Here is a 20612-nt window from a genome sequence, read left to right as displayed (position 1 = left end):
ACCATCTCATCTTCCGGTCAGGCCCCCAGTTCGTCGTCGAGCATCTTGAACAGCTCGTCGGCCGTGGCCGCCGTCAGGTCGTCCGTCTCGGATGCCGTGGGTCCGGTCGGGCGGTGGGTCTCGGTCCAGCGGGTGATCAGTGATCTCAGCCGGGACTCGATCAGGGCCGCCTCGTTCTCGCCGGGCGCGGTGGCGAACAGCGTCTCCTCGATCCGCGACAGCTCCGCCTCCCAGGAGGCGGCGGTCCCGTCCCCGGCCGGGGCGGCCGGAGGTTCGCCGACCAGTTCCGTGCGGAGGTACTCCGCGACGGCTGCGGCGGTCGGGAAGTCGTAGATCAGGGTGGCGGGCAGACGCTCCCCGGTGGCACCGGTCAGCTTGTTGCGCAGCTCCAGCGCGGCCAGGGAGTCCAGGCCCAGTTCGAGGAAGCCGCGCTCGGTGTCGACGGCGTCCGGGCCGTCGTGCCCGAGTACCGCCGCCACATGCGTGGCGACCAGGACCCGGAGGCGCTGTCCGGCCTGTTCCCAGGTGAGCTGGGCCAGTTGCTCGGCCAGGGGGAGTTCGGGCTGGTCGGCCGGGGCCGACGGATTCCCCTGCGGCTCCGGCGCCGCGTTCGTCCGGGCACGGGCCGGGGCGGCGGCGGGCAGCAGCCCGCGCAGCAGCGCGGGAAGGTCGTCCGGCCGGGCCCTGAGCGCGTCCATGTCGAACCGCACCGGCACCGGCACCGCCTCGTCCGAGGCGAGCGCCCGGTCGAAGAGCGCCAGACCGTCCCGTACGGACAGTTCCCGCACCCCGAGCCGTCGGATACGGCCCGCGTCCACGGCGTGCGCGTCACCGTCACCGGCCGTGCCCTCCCACAGTCCCCAGGCGAGGGAGTGGGCGGGGAGGCCGAGGGTGTGGCGGTGGTGGGCGAGGGTGTCGAGGAAGACGTTGGCGGCGGCGTAGTTGGCCTGTCCGGCGGCGAGGATCATGCCTCCGGCGGAGGAGTAGAGGACGAACGCGGTCAGGGGCAGCTCCCGGGTCAGCTCGTGCAGCTGCCAGGCCGCGTCGACCTTGGGCCGCAGCACTCCGTCGACCCGCTCCACCGTCATGGCGTCCAGTACACCGTTGTCCATCACTCCGGCGGCGTGGACGACGCCTCGCAGGGGGTGGTCGGTGGGGATGGTGGCCAGGAGTGCGGTGAGGGCCTCGCGGTCGGCGGTGTCGCAGGCGGTGATGGTGACGGTGTGGGCGCCCAGGGTGGTGAGTTCGGTGCGGAGGTCGTCCGCGCCGGGGGCCTGGGGGCCACGGCGGCTGGTCAGCAGCAGATGCCGCACACCGTGCTCGCTCACCAGATGGCGGGCGAGTTGCGCGCCCAGCAGACCCGTACCGCCGGTGATCAGGACGGTACCGTCGGCCGACCACACGGGGGCGGCCGTCGCTTCGGGGTTCGGGGCGAGCCGGGCCAGGCGCGGGACGAGGATGTCGCCCCGGCGCAGCGCCAGTTCCGGCTCATCCGTCGCCGCGGCGGCGGCGAGCACTCGTGCCGAGGCCGCCGAACCATCCGTGTCGATCACCGTGAACCGCCCCGGATGCTCCGCCTGTGCCGCCCGGACCGCGCCCCAGACCGGCGCCAGACCCAGATCGACCGACCGGTCGGCGGGGTCGGCGGGAACCGCGTCGCGGGTCACCACGACCAGTCGGGACGAGGCGCAACGCTCGTCCGCCAGCCAGGACCGCATCGCGGCGAGCACCTCGTGGACGGCCGACCTGACGCGCACGGTCACCTCGGCTGTCCCGTCACCGGACGGCACGGCGAAGGCGACCAGCGCCGGTGCCCGCTCGCCGTCCGGAAGCCCGGCGAGCACATCAAGCCCCGGCAGTTCGGCCGACGCCGGTACGGAGGTGGGATCCGCCCCCGCGAGCGGCTGCCAGTCGACCCGGTGCAGATCACGCCCGCCACCGCCCAACTGCTGGGCGGTCACCGGCCGGAGCACCAGCGAGCCCACGGTCGCCACCGGAGCGCCAGTGCTGTCGGCGATGTCGAGGGACACACCGTCCGCGCCCGCCGCCCGCATCCGTACGCGCAGGGCGGTGGCACCGGTCGAGTGCAGGGAGACACCCGTCCAGGCGAACGGGATACGTGTCTCCTGGTTCTCCTCGTCGCCGTCGGCCGGGCCGTCTCCGGTGAGGAAGTCGGTCAGGTGCAGCGTGGCGTCCAGCAGGGCCGGGTGGAGTCCGAACTCCTCCGCGCCCACGGACTCCTCCGGGAACACGATCTCGCCCAGGACGTCGTCCCCGTGCCGCCAGATCCGCCGCACACCACGGAACGTCGGCCCGTAGTCGTACCCCTGGTCCGCCAGCTCCGCGTAGAGGTTGTCCACGGGTACGGGAACGGCCCCCTCCGGCGGCCAGACCTCGTCGCTCCCCGCCACGGCGGTGGCGGTGGCGGTGTCGGCCGGAGCCAGGACACCCACCGCATGACGCGTCCAGGGTGCCGTGGGGTCCTCCGCGTCCCGCGAGTGGATCTCCACCGTGCGGTGGTGGTGGGTGTCGGGGGTGGTGAGGGTGATGTGGAGGGCGAGGGGTGTGTGGTGGTGGGGGAGGGTGAGGGGGGTGTGGATGGTGAGTTCTTCGAGGTGGGGTGTGTGGGTGTGGGTTCCGGCGTGGAGGGCGAGTTCGATGAGTGCGGTGCCGGGGAGGAGGGTGGTGCCGTGGACGGTGTGGTCGGTGATCCAGGGGTGGGTGTGGGTGCTGATACGTCCGGTGAGGGCGAGGCCGCCGCTGTCGGGCAGTGCGATGGCGGCGCCCAGGAGGGGATGCGTGGTGGCGGTCTGGCCCAGGCTGGTGGGGTCGGTGGTGGGTGCGGTCGCGGTCAGCCAGTAACGGTTGTGCTGGAAGGCGTAGGTGGGGAGGTTGACGCGGTGGGCGCCGGTTCCGGTGAAGAACGCGGTCCAGTCGATGTCCAGGCCACGGGTGTGGAGCCGGCCGAGGCCCTGAAGGAGCGCGGTGGTCTGGGGGCGGTCGCGGCGCTGGAGGGCGATCACCTCGGCGCGGTCGGCGAGGGTCTCGCGGACCAGTCCGGAGAGAACGGCCTGGGGGCCGACCTCGATGACGGTGGTGACGCCCTGGGCTTCGAGGGTGTCCAGGCCGTCATGGAAGCGCACCGCGTCGCGGACATGGCGGACCCAGTACTCGGCGTCCGTCACCTCAGCCAGCTGACCCGTGACGTTGGAGACGACCGGGATACGCGGCTCCGCGTACGTCAGGTCCGCGGCGATCTTGCGGAACTCGGCCAGCATCGGATCCATCAGCGGCGAGTGGAACGCGTGCGACACCTTCAGCCGCGTGGAACGCTCAAAACGGGCCGCGATCTCCATGACCGCTTGTTCCTCGCCGGAGATGACGACCGAGCGGGGGCCGTTGACGGCGGCGATGCTCACCGTGTCGGTCAGGTGCTCGCGTACGTCGTCTTCGGTGGCCTGGATGGCGACCATCGCACCACCGGCCGGGAGGGCGTCCATGAGCCGGGCACGGGCGGCGACCAGCACCGCCGCGTCCTTGAGCGACAGCACACCCGCCACATGCGCGGCGACGAGTTCACCGATGGAGTGCCCGGCCACAAAGTCAGGCCGCACCCCCCATGACTCCAGCAGGCGATACAACGCCACCTCGAACGCGAACAACGCGGGCTGGGTGAACCCCGTGCGGTTCAGCCTGAGGTCACCCTCCTCGGCCCACATCACCTCACGCAGGGGCAGGCCGAGTTCCTCAATGGCCTCGTCCAGCGCACTGGCGAACACCGGGAACGACGCGTACAGCTCCGCGCCCATCGCCACCCGCTGGCTTCCCTGGCCCGAGAACACCACGGCCGTACGACCGGCAACGGGCGTAACCCCCGTCTCCGTACCGTCAGCGACCGCCTCCAGGCCCTTGAGGAGTTCCTCGCGGGCGGAGCCGACCACCACGGCGCGCTGTTCGAACACGGACCGGGTGGTGGCCTGGGAGTAGGCCACGTCCAGTGGGGTCAGGTCGGGGTGCTCGGTGAGGAGGTCGGCCAGGCGTGCGGCCTGCGCCCGGAGGGCGGTTTCCGTGCGGCCTGACAGGAGGACGGGCACGGCGGGCAGGCCGGTCGACGGCGCTGCGGGCGCAGTCGGCTCAGCTGGGGGGGCTTCTTCGAGGATGACGTGGGCGTTGGTGCCGCTGATCCCGAACGAGGAGACACCCGCGCGGCGCGCACGGCCGTCCGCCTCCCATGCCCGGGCCTCGGTCAGCAGCTCGACCGCGCCCGCCGACCAGTCCACATGCGGCGACGGCTCATCGACATGCAGCGTCTTCGGCAGCACACCGTGCCGCATCGCCATCACCATCTTGATGACACCCGCGACACCCGCCGCCGCCTGGGCGTGCCCGATGTTCGACTTCAGCGAACCCAGCCACAACGGCCGACCCTCAGGACGCCCCTGACCATACGTCGCAAGCACCGCCTGGGCCTCGATCGGATCACCCAGCGTCGTCCCCGTACCATGCGCCTCCACCACATCCACATCAGCGGTGGACAGGCCCGCCGACGCCAGCGCCTGACGGATCACCCGCTGCTGCGACGGACCATTCGGAGCCGTCAGACCATTCGACGCACCATCCTGATTCACCGCCGAACCACGCACCACAGCCAGCACCTCATGACCATGACGCCGGGCATCCGACAGCCGCTCCAGCACCAGCACACCCACACCCTCCGACCAGCCGACTCCGTCGGCCGCCGCGGCGAACGCCTTGGAGCGGCCGTCGGGGGAGAGGGCGCGCTGGCGGCTGAAGTCGATGAAGGCGTCGGGGATGGAGAGGAAGGTGACACCACCGGCCAGGGCCATGGTGCACTCGCCGTTGCGCAGGGCCTGAGCCGCGAGATGCAGGCTGACCAGCGACGACGAGCACGCCGTGTCCACCGAGACCGTCGGGCCCTCCAGGCCGAAGAGATAGGCGAGCCGCCCGGAGAGCACGCTCATGGCGCTGCCGTTGGCGAGATAGCCAGCCACGTCGGACGGGACGCGGTCACCCAGCCGGGTGCCGTAGTCGTCGTACATGACGCCCGCGAAGACACCGGTCCGGCTGCCGCGCAGCGAGACCGGGTCGATCCCGGCCCGCTCGAACGCCTCCCAGGACGCCTCCAGCAGCAGCCGCTGCTGCGGGTCCATGGCGAGGGCCTCGCGCGGGCTGATGCCGAAGAAGCCGGGGTCGAAGTCGGCGCCGTCACGCAGGAAGCCGCCGTGGCGTACGTAGCTCTTGCCGTCCTCCGGCGTCGGCGCGTACAGGCGGGCGAGGTCCCAGTCGCGGTCGGTGGGGAAGCCGGTGACGGCGTCCACTTCCTCCGCGACCAGGTTCCACAGGTCCTCGGGTCCGGTGACCCCGCCCGGGTAGCGGCAGCCCATGCCGACGATGACGATGGGGTCGTCCGCCGGGCCAGTGCCGACCCGGGCCGGGCCGGTGGCCGTCGCGGTGTCGTCCCGCGCTCCCAGGAGCTGGGATCGCAGCAGTTCGACCACGGCCAGGGAGTTCGGGTGGTCGAAGACCAGGGTGGCGGGCAGCGACAGACCTGTGGTGTTCCGCAGGGCGTTGCGCAGCTCGACCGCCGCCAGTGAGTCGAAGCCCAGCTCACGGAAGGCCCGCGCGGGTTCGATCGCCTCCGGTCCGGAGTGCCCGAGTACGGTGGCGACCTGGCCGCGTACGAGGTCGAGCAGTGCCCGGTCGCGTTCCGCGTCCGGCAGCCCGGCCAGCCGCTCGGCGAGCGGGTTGGTGCGGGAACCCCCGTCCACGGGGCGTGCGGACGGCGCGGCGGACGCCCGGGGGACGGAGACCCGGGCCAGCCCGCGCAGCAGCGGCGGAAGGTCGTCGCCCCGGGCGCCGAGTGCGGCGGTGTCCACTCGCACGGCGGCCACCACGGGCTCGTCCGCCAGGGCCGTGACCCGGTCGAACAGGGACAGGCCCTGGTCGGTGTCGAGCGCGGGCAGACCGAGGCGGCTCATCCGGCTCAGGTCGGTGTCGTCCAGCTCGCCCATGCCGGTGTTCTCCCGCCACAGTCCCCAGGCGAGGGAGTGGGCGGGGAGGCCGAGGGTGTGGCGGTGGTGGGCGAGGGTGTCGAGGAAGACGTTGGCGGCGGCGTAGTTGGCCTGTCCGGCGGCGAGGATCATGCCTCCGGCGGAGGAGTAGAGGACGAACGCGGTCAGGGGCAGGTCCCGGGTGAGGACATGCAGGTTCCAGGCCGCGTCGACCTTGGGCCGCAGCACACGGTCGGTCTGCTCCTCGGAGAGCGACGACACCAGCCCGCCGTCGGCCACCCCGGCGGCGTGGATGACGCCCCGGAGGGGGTGGTCGGTGGGGATGGTGGCCAGGAGCGCGGTGAGGGCCTCGCGGTCGGCGGTGTCGCAGGCGGTGATGGTGACGGTGTGGGCGCCCAGGGTGGTGAGTTCGGTGCGGAGGTCGTCCGCGCCGGGCGCGTGGGGGCCCCGGCGGCTGGTCAGCAGCAGGTGCCGCACACCGTGCTCGGCCACCAGATGGCGGGCGAGAACCGCGCCAAGACCACCCGTACCGCCGGTGATCAGGACGGTTCCGTCGGCCGACCACACGGGGGCGGCCGACGCTTCGGTGCTCGGGGCGATCCGGGCCAGCCGAGGTATCAGGATCTCGCCCCGGCGCAGCGCCAGTTCCGGCTCACCGGTCGCGAGGGCGGCGGGGAGGGCGTGCGCGGACGCGTCGTCCACGTCCAGGACGGCGAACCGGCCCGGGTTCTCCTCGGCCGCCGCGCGGACCAGACCCCACAGCGGCGCCTGGGTCAGGTCGGGCGAGCGCCCGTCGGCTCCGGCGGCGACGGCATCGCAGGTGACCAGCGCCAGGCGGGTCGCGGCGAGACGGTCATCGGCGAGCCACGCCTGGAACAGGCCGAGCACCTGGTGGGTGAGGGCACGGGCCCGCACCGGCAGATCGGCATCCCCACTCTCGTAACCCTCGTACGGCGGAGCCCAGAACACCACGGTCTCGGGAGCCTGCCCGGGAGCGGAACCGGCCACGGCGGTGGCCAGGGCGGTGAGGTCGGTGTAGTGGGGGACCTGGTCCCCGTCGGAGGTGTCCGACGAGAACGGGCTCCCGGCGCCCAGGACGACCCAGCGCGGGACGCTGGCAGTGCGCGCGGGGGACGGCAGGGGCCGCCACTCCACCCGGAGCGGCGGGATGTCGGCGGTCCGTCCGCGTGCCGCCTCGGTGAGGCCCTCCGGGGCCACGGGCCGGGAGACGAGGGACGACACCGTCGCCACCGGGACGCCGTTGCCGTCGGCCATCCGCATCACGGACACCTCGGCGCCGTCCACCCGGGAGATCCACATCCGCAGCTCGGCCGCGCCCGTGGCATGCGGGGTGACGCCGTTCCACGCGAACGGCAGCAGCACCGGACCGTCGCCGTCATCGAGCAGGTCGACATGCATGGCGGCGTCGAGCAGGGCGGGGTGCAGGGTGTAGTCGGCCGCGTCGGCGGCGGCGTGCGACGGAAGGGCTACCTCGGCGTAGATCTCGTCGCCGTCCCGCCAGGCGGCGCGCAGACCCTGGAACGCCGGGCCGTACGCGTAACCACGGTCGGCCAGCACGTCGTAGGCGTCGGACACCTCCAGCGGCGCCGCGCCGGGCGGGGGCCACTGGGTGAGGTCGAACTCGGGCGCGGGCAGCCGTGGGCTGAGGAAGCCGGTGGCATGCGTCGTCCAGGCGTCGCCGAGGTCGGTGAGGTCCGGGGTGCCTGCCTCGGGCCGTGAGTGGATCTCCACGGTCCGGCGGCCGGACCCGTCCGGTGCCCCGACGACCACCTGGAGCGCGGCGCCCGACCCCTCGGGCAGGACGAGCGGCGCGTGCAGCGTCAGCTCCTCGACCGCCGCGCAGCCGCTGTGCTCACCCGCCTGGAGCGCCAGCTCAAGGAATCCGGTACCGGGGAACAGCACCGCCCCGGAGACCACATGGTCCGCGATCCACGGCTGGGCGCCGGGCGCGAGCCGCCCGGTGAGGACCAGACCGCCGGTGGTGGGGAGGGCGAGTGCGGTGGGCAGAAGGGGGTGGGTGGTGGGGGTCTGGCCGAGGGTGGCGGGGTCGTTGTGGCCGGGTGTGGGGTCCATCCAGTAGCGGTCGCGCTGGAAGGCGTAGGTGGGGAGGTCGACGCGGTGGGCGCCGGTTCCGGCGAAGAACGCCGTCCAGTCGAGGGTGACGCCGTGGTTGTGGAGCTGGCCGAGGGCGGTGAGGAGTTCGGTGGTCTCGGGGCGGTCGCGCCGCTGGGTGGGGATGAAGCGCGCGTTACGGTCGGTGCCGAGGCCGGAGAGGACGGCCTGGGGGCCGACCTCGATGACGGTGGTGACACCCTGGGCTTCGAGGGTGTCCAGGCCGTCGTGGAAGCGGACGGTGTCGCGGACATGGCGGACCCAGTACTCGGCGTCCGTCACCTCAGCCAGCTGACCCGTGACGTTGGAGACCACCGGGATACGCGGCTCCGCGTACGTCAGCTCCGCGGCGATCTTGCGGAACTCGGCCAGCATCGGGTCCATCAGCGGCGAGTGGAACGCGTGCGACACCTTCAACCGGGTGGAACGCTCGAAGCGGGCCGCGATCTCCGTCACGGCCTGCTCGTCGCCGGAGATGACGACCGAGCGGGGGCCGTTGACGGCGGCGATGCTGACCGTGTCGGTCAGGTGCTTGCGTACGTCGTCCTCGGTGGCCTGGACGGCGACCATCGCACCACCGGCCGGGAGGGCGTCCATGAGCCGGGCGCGGGCGGCGACCAGCACCGCCGCGTCCTTGAGGGACAGCACACCCGCGACATGCGCGGCGACGAGTTCGCCGATGGAGTGCCCGGCGACGAAGTCAGGCCGCAGACCCCAGGAGGCGAGAAGCCGGTAGAGGGCGATCTCGAACGCGAACAACGCGGGCTGGGTGAACCCGGTGCGGTTCAGTCTGAGGTCACCCTCCTCGGCCCACATGACCTCACGCAGGGGCAGCCCCAGCGCCTGGATGGCCTCATCCAGCGCCTCGGCGAACACCGGGAACGACGCGTACAGCTCCGCGCCCATCCCCACCCGCTGACTCCCCTGACCCGAGAACACCACAGCCGTACGACCGGCAACAGGCGTAACCCCCGCCTCCGTACCGTCAGCGACCGCCGCCAGCCCCCGGAGGAGTTCCTCGCGGCCGGAACCCACCACCACAGCACGCCGCTCCAGCGCCGCCCGGCTGGTCGCCAGCGAGAACGCCACATCCAGCGGCGAGAACTCCCCACGCCCAGCGAGATGGTCCGTCAGCCGCTCCGCCTGCGCCCGCAGGGCCGAGCCGTCACGGCCGGAGAGCAGCCAGGGCAGGACCGGCAGGGAGAGCGTGGCCCCGGGCTGGTCCGGCGCCGGGGCGCCATCGGCCGGAGGGATCTCCTCCGGTGTGGCTTCCTCGATCAGCACATGGGCGTTGGTGCCGCTGATGCCGAACGAGGAGACGCCCGCGCGGCGTGTGCGGCCGTCCGCCTCCCATGCCCGGGCCTCGGTCAGCAGCTCGACGGCGCCCGCCGACCAGTCGACATGCGGTGACGGCTCATCGACATGCAGGGTCTTCGGCAGCACACCGTGCCGCATCGCCATGATCATCTTGATGACGCCCGCGACACCGGCCGCCGCCTGGGCGTGCCCGATGTTCGACTTCAGCGAACCCAGCCACAACGGGGTGCCGTCCCCCGGCCGCTCCTGGCCGTAGGTGTCCAGCAGGGCCTGGGCCTCGATCGGGTCGCCGAGGGTGGTGCCCGTGCCGTGGCCCTCCACCACGTCCACATCAGCGGCCGACAGGCCCGCCGACGCCAGCGCCTGACGGATCACCCGCTGCTGCGAGGGGCCGTTCGGAGCCGTCAGACCATTGGACGCGCCATCCTGGTTCACGGCGGAGCCGCGTACGACCGCCAGCACCTCATGACCGTTGCGCCGCGCGTCCGAGAGGCGTTCGACCAGCAGCATTCCGGCGCCCTCTGACCAGCCGACTCCGTCGGCAGCCCCGGCGAACGCCTTGCAGCGGCCGTCGGTGGCGAGGCCGCGCTGACGGTTGAAGTCGACGAAGGTGTCCGGTGTGGACATCACCGTCACACCGCCCGCGAGGGCGAGCGAGCACTCGCCGGCCCGCAGCGCCTGGATCGCCCAGTGCAGGGCCACCAGCGAGGAGGAGCAGGCGGTGTCGACGGTCACCGCCGGGCCCTCCAGGCCCAGGGTGTAGGCGACCCGGCCCGAGACCACGCTCGCGAGGCTGCCGTTGCCGAGGTATCCGGCGAGCTCCTCGGGGACGTGGTGCAGCCGGGTGCCCCAGTCGTGGTACATGACGCCCGCGAAGACACCGGTCTGGCTGCCGCGCAGCGTGAGCGGGTCGATCCCGGCCCGTTCGAACGCTTCCCAGGCGGTCTCCAGCAGCAGCCGCTGCTGCGGGTCCATGGCCTGGGCCTCGCGCGGGCTGATGCCGAAGAAGGCGGGGTCGAACTGGGCGGCGTCGTGGAGGAAGCCGCCCTCGCGGGTGGAGGTCCTGCCCGGGGTGCCGGGTTCGGGGTCGTACAGTCCGGCGGTGTCCCAGCCACGGTCCTCGGGGAAGAGGGAGACGCCGTCGCCGCCCCGGGCGACCAGCTCCCACAGGTCCTCGGGGGAGCTGACGCCGCCGGGGTAGCGGCAGGCCATGCCGACGATGGCGATCGGGTCGTCGGCGCCGGCGACCGGGACGTCCGCCACGGCCGACGGCAGTGCGACGGCGGTGCCGACCGAGGTCCGCAGGATGTGGGCGGCCAGGGCGCGCGGGGTCGGATGGTCGAAGATCAGGGTGGACGGCAGCCGCAGGCCGGTGGCGGCGTTGAGGAGGTTGCGCAGCTCGACGGCGGCGAGCGAGTCGAACCCGATCTGGTTGAAGGCGGCGGTCGGCTCGACGGCCGAGGCGTCGTCATGGCCGAGTACGGCGGCGACCTGATCGCGCACCAGCGCCACCACCCGGTTCTCCCGCTCGTGCTCGGGGAGGCCGAGCAGCGTCTGGGCGAAGGGCAGTTCGGGCCCGGCGGTGGACCGGTCGGCGGCGGCCGGACGGCTGGCGGCGGTGCGCGGCGCGGGGCGGACGAGGGACCGCAGCAGCGGGGGGATCCCGTCGGGGCGGGCCCGGACGGCGGTGGTGTCGACGCGTACGGTCAGGGCGACCGGGGTGTCGGGGGTGGCCAGGGCACGGTCGAACAGGGCCAGGCTCTCGTCCGGGCCGAGCGGTGCCAGGCCCTGGCGGGCGATGCGCTGGACATCGGTCGTGGTGAGCGTGGCACCCATGCCCGCGCCGCCCGCCCACAGGCTCCACACCTGGGACTGCGCGGGCAGGCCGAGGGCGTGGCGGTGGTGGGCGAGGGCGTCCAGGAACGCGTTGGCGGCGGCGTAGTTGCCCTGCGCGGGCGCGTCCGGCAGTCCGCAGAGGCCGGAGGTGGAGGAGACCAGGACGAACGCGGTCAGGGGCAGTTCGCGGGTCAGCTCGTGCAGCTGCCAGGCCGCGTCGGCCTTCGGCCGCAGCACGGTGTCGATACGGGCGGGGGTGAGCCCGTCCAGCAGGGTGTCGTCGAGGACACCGGCCGTGTGCACCACTCCGGTGAGCGGGTGCGCGGGGTCGACCCGCCGCACCAGGGCGGCCAGGGCGTCCCGGTCGGCGACGTCGCACGCCTCGACCCGGACCTCGGCGCCCGCCGCGGTGAGTTCGGCGACCAGTTCGGCGGCGCCGGGCGCGGCCGCGCCGCGCCGTCCGGCCAGCAGGAGATGGCGCACACCGTGGCGGGTCACCAGATGGCGGGCGATCTCCCGGCCCACTCCACCCGTACCGCCGGTGATGAGGACCGTGCCCGCCGGAGTCCACAGGGGCGTACCGCTGTCGGCGGGGACGGCGGGCAGCCGGGTCGCGCGGGGGAGCCAGAAGGCGTCGTCGCGCAGCGCCAGTTCGGGTTCGGGTGCCGCGAGCGCGGCGGCGGCGAGGTGTCCGGGCGCGGCGGGCCGTGCGGGGTCGTCGTCGATGAGGACGACACGGCCGGGGTGTTCGGCCTGGGCCGAGCGGACGAGGCCGTGGACGGCGGCACCCGCCAGGTCGACGGCGGTGCCGGGGGTCACGGCGGTGGCGCCCCGGGTCACCAGGGCCAGCCGGGTGGTGGCGGGGCGGCGGGCGCCGTCGCCGTCGCCGTTGTCGCCGGACTCGGCGAGCCAGGTCCGCAGCACGGCGAGCGCCCAGGTGGTGGCGGCGCGTACCCGGAGCGGCACCGCGCCGTCCTCCGGCCGCCCGCCATCGGGCCGCGCGGTGCCGGGCAGTGCGCCGTCGGGCAGTGCGCCGTCGGGCAGTGTGCCGTCGGGCAGTGTGCCATCGGGCAGTACGCCATCGGGCAGTACGGCGAGGATCACGCCCGGCAGCCGGGCCGGGGTGGCCAGGAGCGCGGCGAGCGCGTCCGGCCCGTCGACCGCCGCCCAGCTGCCCGGCGCGGCCGACACGGGCACGGCGGGGCCGCGCTGCCAGGCCGGACGGTAGGCGGGGCGCCGCTCCGCAGCGGGCGTGTCCAGCCGCCCCGCCGGTACGGGACGGGAGATGAGGGAGGCCACCGATGCCACGGGGGCGCCGGAGGTGTCGGTGAGTTCCAGGGTCAGGGCGTCGGTTCCGGTGCCCTGGCCGGTGATCAGGTCCCGCGGTCCGTCCGGGGCGCTGATCCGTACGCGTACCCGGTCGGCGCCGCGCGCGTGCAGCCGCACTCCCGTCCAGGCGAACGGGACACTGACCGGCGCGTCCCCGGGCGGGGCGTCGGCGGTGAGGAAGTCGGCGCTGTGCAGGGCCGCGTCCAGCAGCGCCGGATGCAGACCGTAGGCGTCGGACCCGGCGGCGGTCACCTCGTCGAGGGCGATCTCCGCGTACACCGCGCCACCGTGCCGCCAGGCCGCCCGTACGCCCTGGAAGGCCGGGCCGTACCCGTATCCGAGACCGGCGAGATCACGGTAGAGGGCGGAGATGTCGACGGGGGTGGCGCCGGTCGGCGGCCACGGTGTGCCGCCGGTCGGCGCGATGGGGGCGGCCGCGACGGGCGAGACGGGGGAGAGGACGCCGGAGGCGTGCCGGGTCCAGCCCTCCTCGTCGGGGCCGGTGCTCTCATCGGCGCCGGTGGCGGTGGACTCGGTACGGGAGTGGACGGCCAGATCGCGTCGGCCGGACGCGTCGGGGCCGCTCACCGTCACCTGGAGGGCGACGGAACCACGCTCGGGGAGGACCAGCGGGGCCTCGACGGTCAGGTCGTCGATCCACGGGCAGCCGGTCAGCTCGCCCGCGTGCGCGGCCAGCTCCACGAAGGCCGTGCCGGGGAAGAGGGTGGTGTCGAGGATGACATGGTCGGCGAGCCACGGCTGGGTACGGGCGGACAGCCGCCCGGTGAGCACCAGACCGTCCGAGCCGGGCAGCGCGACCATGGCGCCCAGCAGCGGGTGCGCGGCGGGCGCCTGGCCGAAGCCGGTGGCGTCGCCCGTACTGGCCGGGGTGTGCAGCCAGTAGTGGCGGTGCTGGAAGGGGTAGGTCGGCAGCTCCACCTGACGGGGTTCCCGGCCGTCGCCGGTACGGTCGGACAGCGCGCCCCAGCGCACCGTCCGCCCGCTGACATGCAGCCGGGCGAGCGCGGCCAGCAGCCCCGCCGCCTCCGGCCGCTCCCGGCGCAGCGGCGCCAGCGTCAGGGTGTCGTCGCCGGTCAGGCACTCACGGGCCAGCGCGGTCAGGGTCCGGTCGGGACCGACCTCGAAGAAGGTGGTGACACCCGTACGCTCCAGGGTGGTCACGGCGTCGTGGAAGCGGACGGCGTCGCGCGCGTGGCGCACCCAGTACTCGGGGTCGCACAGCTCGGCGGTGTCCGCCGCCTCGGCACCGGAGACGGTGGACACCACCGGGATCACCGGCGGGTGGTAGTCCAGCACCTGGGCCACCCGCCGGAACTCGGCCAGCATCGGCTCCATGAGCGGGGAGTGGAAGGCGTGCGACACCCGTAGCGCGGTGGCCTGGCCGAACCGGGCGGCGACCGCGGCGACGGCCTCGGCGGCGCCGGAGACCACCACCGAGGAGGGGCCGTTGACGGCGGCGACGGCGACGGCGGCGCCGTCGTGGTCCGGGAGGGTGGCGAGTACGTCGCGTACCTGGGACTCGGAGGCGCGCACGGCGACCATGGCCCCGCCCGGGGGCAGCGCCTGCATCAGCCTGCCCCGGGCGGTGATCAGCATCGCCGCGTCCTCCAGCGAGAACACACCCGCCACATGGGCGGCGGCCACCTCGCCGATGGAGTGCCCGGCCACGACGTCCGGGCGTACGCCCCAGGACTCCAGCAGCCGGTACAGCGCGACCTCGAACGCGAAGAGGGCGGGCTGGGTGTACTCGGTCCGGTCCAGCGGACCGGCGCCCGTATCCGTATCCGTATCCGTACCCCACATCACGTCCCGCAGCGGGCGGTCGAGATACAGGTCCAGATGGCTCGCGGCCTCGTCGAGGGCGCGGGCGAAGACCGGGTGGCGCGCGGCGAGTTCGCGGCCCATGCCGCGCCACTGGCTGCCCTGCCCGGAGAAGAGGAAGGCGGTACGGCCACCCGACCGGGTGGCCCGGGGCGCCTCCCCGGTGACGAGGGCCGGGTCCTCGGCGCCGTCGGCGAGCGCGGCGAGGGCGCGCAGCGCGTCGTCCTCGCCGTCCGCCAGCAGCACGGCCCGGTGCTCCAGCGCGGCCCGGCCGGTGGCCAGGGTGTGCGCGACATCGGCCAGGGGGGCGTCGCCCTCGGCGAGACGGGCGCGCAGCTGCTCGGCCTGGGCGCGCAGTGCGGTACGGCTCCGGGCGGAGAGGACCAAGGGGACGGGCGGGACGGGCGCGGTCCCCGGCTCGCGAGGGGCCGCGTGGTCCTCGGAGATCGGGGTCGCGTGGCTCGCGGACATCGGCTCCGCGTGGCCCTCGGACGCCTGTTCCGGCGTCTCCCGCGGTGCCTCCTCCAGGATCAGATGGGCGTTGGTGCCGCTGATGCCGAACGAGGAGACACCCGCACGGCGCGGACGGCCGCCCTCCCCGGCTTCCCACTCCCGGGCCTCGGTCAGCAGCTCCACGGCACCGGCCGACCAGTCGACATGCGGGGTGGGACGGTCCACGTGCAGCGTCTTCGGCAGCGTGCCATGGCGCATCGCCATGATCATCTTGATGACGCCCGCGACACCGGCCGCCGCCTGGGTGTGGCCGATGTTGGACTTCAGCGAACCGAGCCACAGCGGGCGGTCCCCGTCGCGGTCCTGGCCGTAGGCGGCGAGGAGCGCCTGCGCCTCGATGGGGTCACCGAGGGTCGTTCCCGTCCCGTGCGCCTCCACCGCGTCGACATCGGACGGGTGGAGACCGGCTGCGGTCAGGGCCTGCTCGATGACACGCTGCTGGGAGGGGCCGTTGGGCGCGGTCAGGCCGTTGGAGGCACCGTCCTGGTTCACCGCCGAACCACGGATGACGGCGAGGACGCGGTGCCCGTTGCGGCGCGCCTCCGACAGGCGCTCCAGCACCAGGACGCCGACGCCCTCGCCCCAGCCGGTGCCGTCGGCCGCCGCCGCGAACGGCTTGCACACACCGTCCGCGGCGAGGCCGCGCTGACGGCTGAAGGACGTGAACACACCGGGACCGCCGATGACGGCGACACCACCCGCGAGCGCGAGCGAGCACTCCCGCTGCCGCAGCGACTGGCACGCCAGGTGCAGCGCCACCAGCGAGCCCGAGCAGGCCGTGTCCACGGTGAGGGTCGGGCCTTCGAGCCCGAGGGCGTAGGCCGCGCGGCCGGAGACCACGCTGGGTGCGATGCCGGTGAGGAGGTAGCCGTCGAGGCCGTCGGGGGCCTCGTGCAGCTTGACCCCGTACTCCTGGGGCTCGGCGCCGATGAAGACACCCGAGCGGCTGCCGCGCAGCGTGTGCGGGTCCAGGCCCGCGCGCTCCAGCGCCTCCCAGGCGGTCTCCAGCACGAGCCGCTGCTGCGGGTCCATGGCGGTGGCCTCACGGGGACCGATGCCGAAGAACTCGGCGTCGAAGCCGCCCGCGTCCTCCAGAAACGCGGCGTCGCGGACATAGCTCTTGCCGGGCTTGGCCGGGTCGGGGTCGTAGAGGTTCTCCACGTCCCAGCCCCGGTCGCCGGGGAGCGGCGACAGCGCGTTGCGCTCCTCGGCGACCAGCCGCCACAGCGCGTCCGGGGAGGTCGCCCCACCCGGGTAGCGGCAGCCGATGCCGACGACGGCGATGGGCTCGTGCGGGTCGATACCGGCGGTGTCGGCCGCGTCCGGGAACGCCGTGGCCGTGGCGGCGGTACCGAGCCGCTCACCCAGCAGACGGCCCATCAGGAAACGGGCCAGCGCGACCGGGGTCGGATGGTCGAAGGCCATGGTGACGGGCAGCTCGGTCCCGGTCGCGGCCACCAGCGCCGCGTGCAGCTCCACGGCGGCCAGCGAGTCGAACCCCTGCTCCTGGAACGGCAGCTCCGCGTCCACGGCCGCGGCCGCCCCGGGCACCAGCTCGGCCAGCACGGCCGCTGCACGGACACACACCAGGTCCACGAGCAGGGCCTCACGCGCCGAGGCGGGCAGACTCCGCAACCGTCGGATGAGCCCCTCCCCGTCGCCCGCCACCTCGTCAGGAATGAGACCCCTGGACTCGCTCATCCGCGCACTCCACTGTTCCGGGACGTGAGAAAAGAGCGCGGCGCGTGGCGTTGGCCCGCGCTGCGCGCATCATGAGAGAAGAAGGCCGTCACGCAGGTGACGCCTCGGCGCCAGGCTAGTTTCGGCGAAGCCTGACGAAACACCCCTATGGGCCCCTATCGGCCCCCGCGCCCTGACGGCCCGGCGGTGGGCCCGCCCGGCCACCGGTCGGGGGCCTCGCCCACCATCGTGCGGCCCGGGGTCGCCCACCGCCGTGCCCGCGACACGCGGCCCACGCCCAGACGCGCCGCGCGCACGGCCGCGGGCTCAGTAGGGGCGGTGCACGGGTATGGGCGATGGACTGGCACGGGCTTTGGACTGGCACGGATATGAGCCCGGCCCGCGAGGGGCCGGGCTGAGGGGGGGCCGGGTCAGGCGTGGGTACGGACCGCCGCTTCGAGACGCGCCGTCGTCTCCGCCGCCCGCGCCATGAGGTAGAAGTGCCCGCCCTGGAACACCCGCACCACGCACTCCCCGGTGGTGTGCCGCTCCCAGGCGTGCGCCTCCTCCAGGGTCACCTGCTCGTCGCTGTCGCCGACGAAGACCTCGACGGGGCAGTCCACGACCGCGTCCGCGTCCCCGACGTACCGTTCGATGGCGCGGTAGTCCGCCCGCATCGCGGGCAGGATGGCGCCCAGCATCTCCTCGTCGTCGAGGAGCCGCGCGTCGGTGCCGCTGAGGCCGCGGATCTCGGCCACCAGACCGGCGTCGTCCTTGAGGTGCACGCCCTCGCTGCGGTGGTGGGAGGGGGCGCGGCGCCCGGAGGCGATCAGCACGCTGGGGGCGAGCCCGTCCCGCCGCATCCGCAGCGCCACCTCGAAGGCGACGGTGGCGCCCATGCTGTGTCCGAAGAACGCGGGCCGGGGCGACCGTTCGAGTTCGGGTCGCAGCGCCTCGTAGACCCGGTCCGCGAGGGTGGCGATATCGGTGAGGGGCTCTTCGCCGCGCCGGTCCTGACGCCCCGGGTACTGGATCGTCAGCACCTCGATCTCCGGCTGGAGCGCCCGCGAGACCGGGTGGTAGAAGGAGGCCGAGCCACCGGCGTGCGGAAAGCACACAACCCGGGCCGTGGGTGCCGTGACCGGGTGGAAGAGCCGCACCCAGTCCTTGGTGTCGGTGGTGGCATTCGGCATGGGTGGGGTCCTTCCTTGGCGCATGGTCGCCGCTCATGCTGGCGACGGGCGCGCGCGAGGCCAACCCCTAGATCCCCCTAGACCTCCTGACCCGCGGTCGGCGGGGCGACGGCGGGTGCCACGGGGCCGTCACGCCACGATCGCTTCATCGCGGCGGACGACGGAAGCGAGTGCCGGGTCCCCTCGCCCGCGCGGGACCCGCCGGAACACGGGCGTGCCCCGGATCAGCGATGCCCGGTGTGGGCCAGGATCGCCTCGGCGAGCGGAGTGTGGACCTGGGGCGGCAGGGCGTGGCCCATGCCGGGGATCTCTGTCAGCCGGGCGCCCCGGATGACCTGGGCGAGGTGCTGGGGGTGCGGGGGAGGGAAGACGGGTTCGGCGGGGGCGGAGATGACCAGGGTGGGCACGGTGGCCGCCGCGAGGCCCTCGGTGCGGTCGAGCCCGGACGCGTCGGCGCGCGCGTGCGCGGTGCTGGTGCGGTGGTGGCCGGTGTGGTCGATGATCCCCTCCTCAAGGGCCCGCGCGAACGCGGCGTCGAAGGGGATCAGCTCGCCTCCCAGCGCCCGCCAGTGCTCGACCCGACGCTCCACTTCGGCGTCCCGCCCCCGGTCCACCACCGGTCGCGCCCAGAGTTCGAGGAGCTGGGGGTCGATTCCGGGCAGGTCCGCGGGCGGGACGCGGCTCCCGTCGGGAGCGGTGTACGGGGTGCCGCTGAGCGCGCAGGTCCCGATGAGCGTCGCGCTGAGCAGCCGCTCGGGCCGGTCGGCGATGAGGAGTTGGGTGAGCATCCCGCCCATGGACATCCCCACGACGTGGGCGCGCTCGACGCCGAGGGCGTCGAGCACCGCGATGGCGTCCTCGGCGAGTGCGTCCAGCGGGTAGGGCCGCTCCTCGAACGGCCAGGTGGAGCGTCCGGTGTCCCGGTGGTCGTACCGGATGACCCGATGACGGGCGGCGAGCCGTTCCACCAGGGCGTCGGGCCAGCCGAGACCGGACGCCTGCGCACCCATGACGAGCAGCAGCGGGGGTGCGTCGGGGGCGCCGGTCTCCTCCGTCCAGAGGCGAACATCGGGTGCCACGTCGACGAAGCGTTCCATCGTGCTCCTTAGGACAGGTATGCGTCTCACGAGTATTCGAGACGAGACGTATCGTATCGCATACTCGCGTGGATGTCCTGCCGCAAGCCGAGAGGAGGACAGGCAACGGGCAACCCGTCGGCGTCCCGGTCCCGCGAGTGCTTCCCGTGCCAGACTCTCGGGCGGGGCGAGACGCGGCCCCTGTTCCGGCCGGGGTCGGCTGATGGCTCGAAGGGTCTCTTGATATGGGCATAGTTCTCAGTTTTGGCTCGGAACTCCGGCGGCTGCGACACGAGGCGGGACTCTCCTTGGGGGCGTTCGCGCTGGCGGTGAATTACGACAAGGGCTACCTCAGCAAGGTCGAGCGTGGTGTGCGCCGGGCCTCGATCGAGCTGGCGTGCAGGTGCGACGCGGTTCTCGGTGCGGACGGGCGGTTGCGGCACCTCGCGGAGGAGGGCGAAGCGCGGCGGCCGGGTGGTGCGGACGGGCGAGCGCGGAGGCCGATGGGCCGACGGGACATGCTCGCCACCGGGACGGGTTCGCTCATCGGAATCGGCCTCGGCACGGGGGAACAGGACGCCCGGACGGGCGAGGTCTCCCTGGCGGCACCGTTCCGCGCGCAGTTCGATCAGATGCGGGTGCTGGGCCAGCGGACCGATCCGCTGCTCCTGCTCCCGGTGTTACGGGCACAGACCAGCGCGCTTGTCGAACTCGCCACGCGGGCCGGTGGGCGTGACGCGGCCGAACTGCTGCTGCTTGCCTCGCGTTTCGCGGAGTACACGGGATGGATGGCACAGGAGGGCGGTGACAACGGGGCCGCGCTCGACTGGACGAGGGAGGCCGTCGAGCTGGCGCTCGCCGGTGGTGACGGTGACCTCGCGTCCTACGCCTTGGTCCGGCGGGCCCTCATCACCCTTTATGGTTCTGATGCCTTCGGCACCGTCCATCTCGCGCGTCAGGCGCAGTAGGACGGGCCGCCCAGTCGGATCCGCGGCCTGGCCGCTCAGCGTGAGGCGCAGGGACACGCCCTCGGCGGCGACGAACGCGCCTGTCGCGACAGTCTCGACCGGGTCCGGGAGCTGCTGGAATCCGAGAACACACGGGCTGATGACAACCCGGTGATCGGTAGCGCCCATCTGCCCGATTCGGTCTCCATGGTGACCGGTTGGTGCCTCCACGACCTGGGCCGACCCAAGGCGGCGGCCGAGGCCCTGGACCGTGAGTGCGCGCGTATTCCAGCGGTCGCCCTGCGCACCCAGACCCGCTACGGCATGCGAAGGGCGCTCGCCCACGCGGCGGCCGGGGAGATCGAGCACTCCTGCGAGATCGCCGGGAGGTTGCTCGACACGGTCGTGGCCGTGCCGTCCGCCACGGTCAACGCCGACGTGCGCAGACTCGCGCGGGAACTTGCTCGATTCCGTGCCAACCGGGCGGTGCGGGACCTCCAGCCGACGCTCGCCCAGGTGCTCAGCCCGAGCCGGGCCTGAGGAGCACGGCGGTGTCAGGCAACCGCTCATCACCCGCTCGCGGACGGTCCCGTCCGTCCACCGAACGCTCGCGGACGGTCCGTTCCATACACCGAACGCTCGCGGACCGTCCCGTCCGTGACGCCTTCCATCGCCGACGTCTACGGTCCGACGCGGCCGTCTCCACCCAAGTCA

At 73.6% G+C, this 20612-nt stretch carries 5 protein-coding genes; 2 read left to right on the top strand and 3 right to left on the bottom strand.

Annotated elements, in window-relative coordinates:
* Positions 1-17: 17 nt before the first annotated feature.
* The 3 genes from ACFVIM_RS02355 to ACFVIM_RS02345 all read right to left on the bottom strand — a co-directional run bounded on the left by ACFVIM_RS02355 (position 18) and on the right by ACFVIM_RS02345 (position 18972).
* The gene (locus ACFVIM_RS02355; protein ID WP_384297440.1) at positions 18-16703 is read right to left on the bottom strand and encodes an SDR family NAD(P)-dependent oxidoreductase; all 16686 of its coding nucleotides are present in this window, start codon (positions 16701-16703) and stop codon (positions 18-20) included.
* Positions 16704-17113: 410 nt separating this feature from the next.
* Positions 17114-17875: a thioesterase II family protein gene (locus ACFVIM_RS02350; RefSeq protein WP_384297439.1), complete on the bottom strand. Its 762-nt coding sequence runs from the start codon at positions 17873-17875 to the stop codon at positions 17114-17116.
* A 224-nt stretch (positions 17876-18099) separates the two neighbouring features.
* A complete protein-coding gene (locus ACFVIM_RS02345; protein WP_384297437.1) occupies positions 18100-18972 on the bottom strand; it encodes an alpha/beta fold hydrolase in 873 nt (290 codons plus the stop codon).
* 224 nt (positions 18973-19196) lie between these two features.
* On the opposite strand from ACFVIM_RS02345, the gene ACFVIM_RS02340 reads away from it, so the two are divergent.
* Positions 19197-19919 carry a helix-turn-helix domain-containing protein gene (locus ACFVIM_RS02340; protein WP_384297436.1) on the top strand — a complete coding sequence of 241 codons (723 nt, stop codon included), beginning with the start codon at positions 19197-19199 and terminating at the stop codon, positions 19917-19919.
* Positions 19920-20069: 150 nt separating this feature from the next.
* Positions 20070-20438 carry a hypothetical protein gene (locus ACFVIM_RS02335; RefSeq protein WP_384297435.1) on the top strand — a complete coding sequence of 123 codons (369 nt, stop codon included), beginning with the start codon at positions 20070-20072 and terminating at the stop codon, positions 20436-20438.
* Positions 20439-20612: the final 174 nt, after the last annotated feature.

It is taken from the genome of Streptomyces sp. NPDC057638 (assembly GCF_042800315.1).
In the GTDB taxonomy this organism is placed as follows: Bacteria; Actinomycetota; Actinomycetes; order Streptomycetales; family Streptomycetaceae; genus Streptomyces.
The sequence above is the reverse complement of the archived record's forward strand: the minus strand, read 5'-3'. Positions and strand labels throughout refer to the sequence as shown.

Bases quoted from the DNA above. Each gene is read 5' to 3' on its own strand.
- ACFVIM_RS02355 (WP_384297440.1), bottom strand. From the start codon at position 16,703: ATGAGCGAGTCCAGGGGTCTCATTCCTGACGAGGTGGCGGGCGACGGG.
- ACFVIM_RS02350 (WP_384297439.1), bottom strand. From the start codon at position 17,875: ATGCCGAATGCCACCACCGACACCAAGGACTGGGTGCGGCTCTTCCAC.
- ACFVIM_RS02345 (WP_384297437.1), bottom strand. From the start codon at position 18,972: ATGGAACGCTTCGTCGACGTGGCACCCGATGTTCGCCTCTGGACGGAG.
- ACFVIM_RS02340 (WP_384297436.1), top strand. From the start codon at position 19,197: ATGGGCATAGTTCTCAGTTTTGGCTCGGAACTCCGGCGGCTGCGACAC.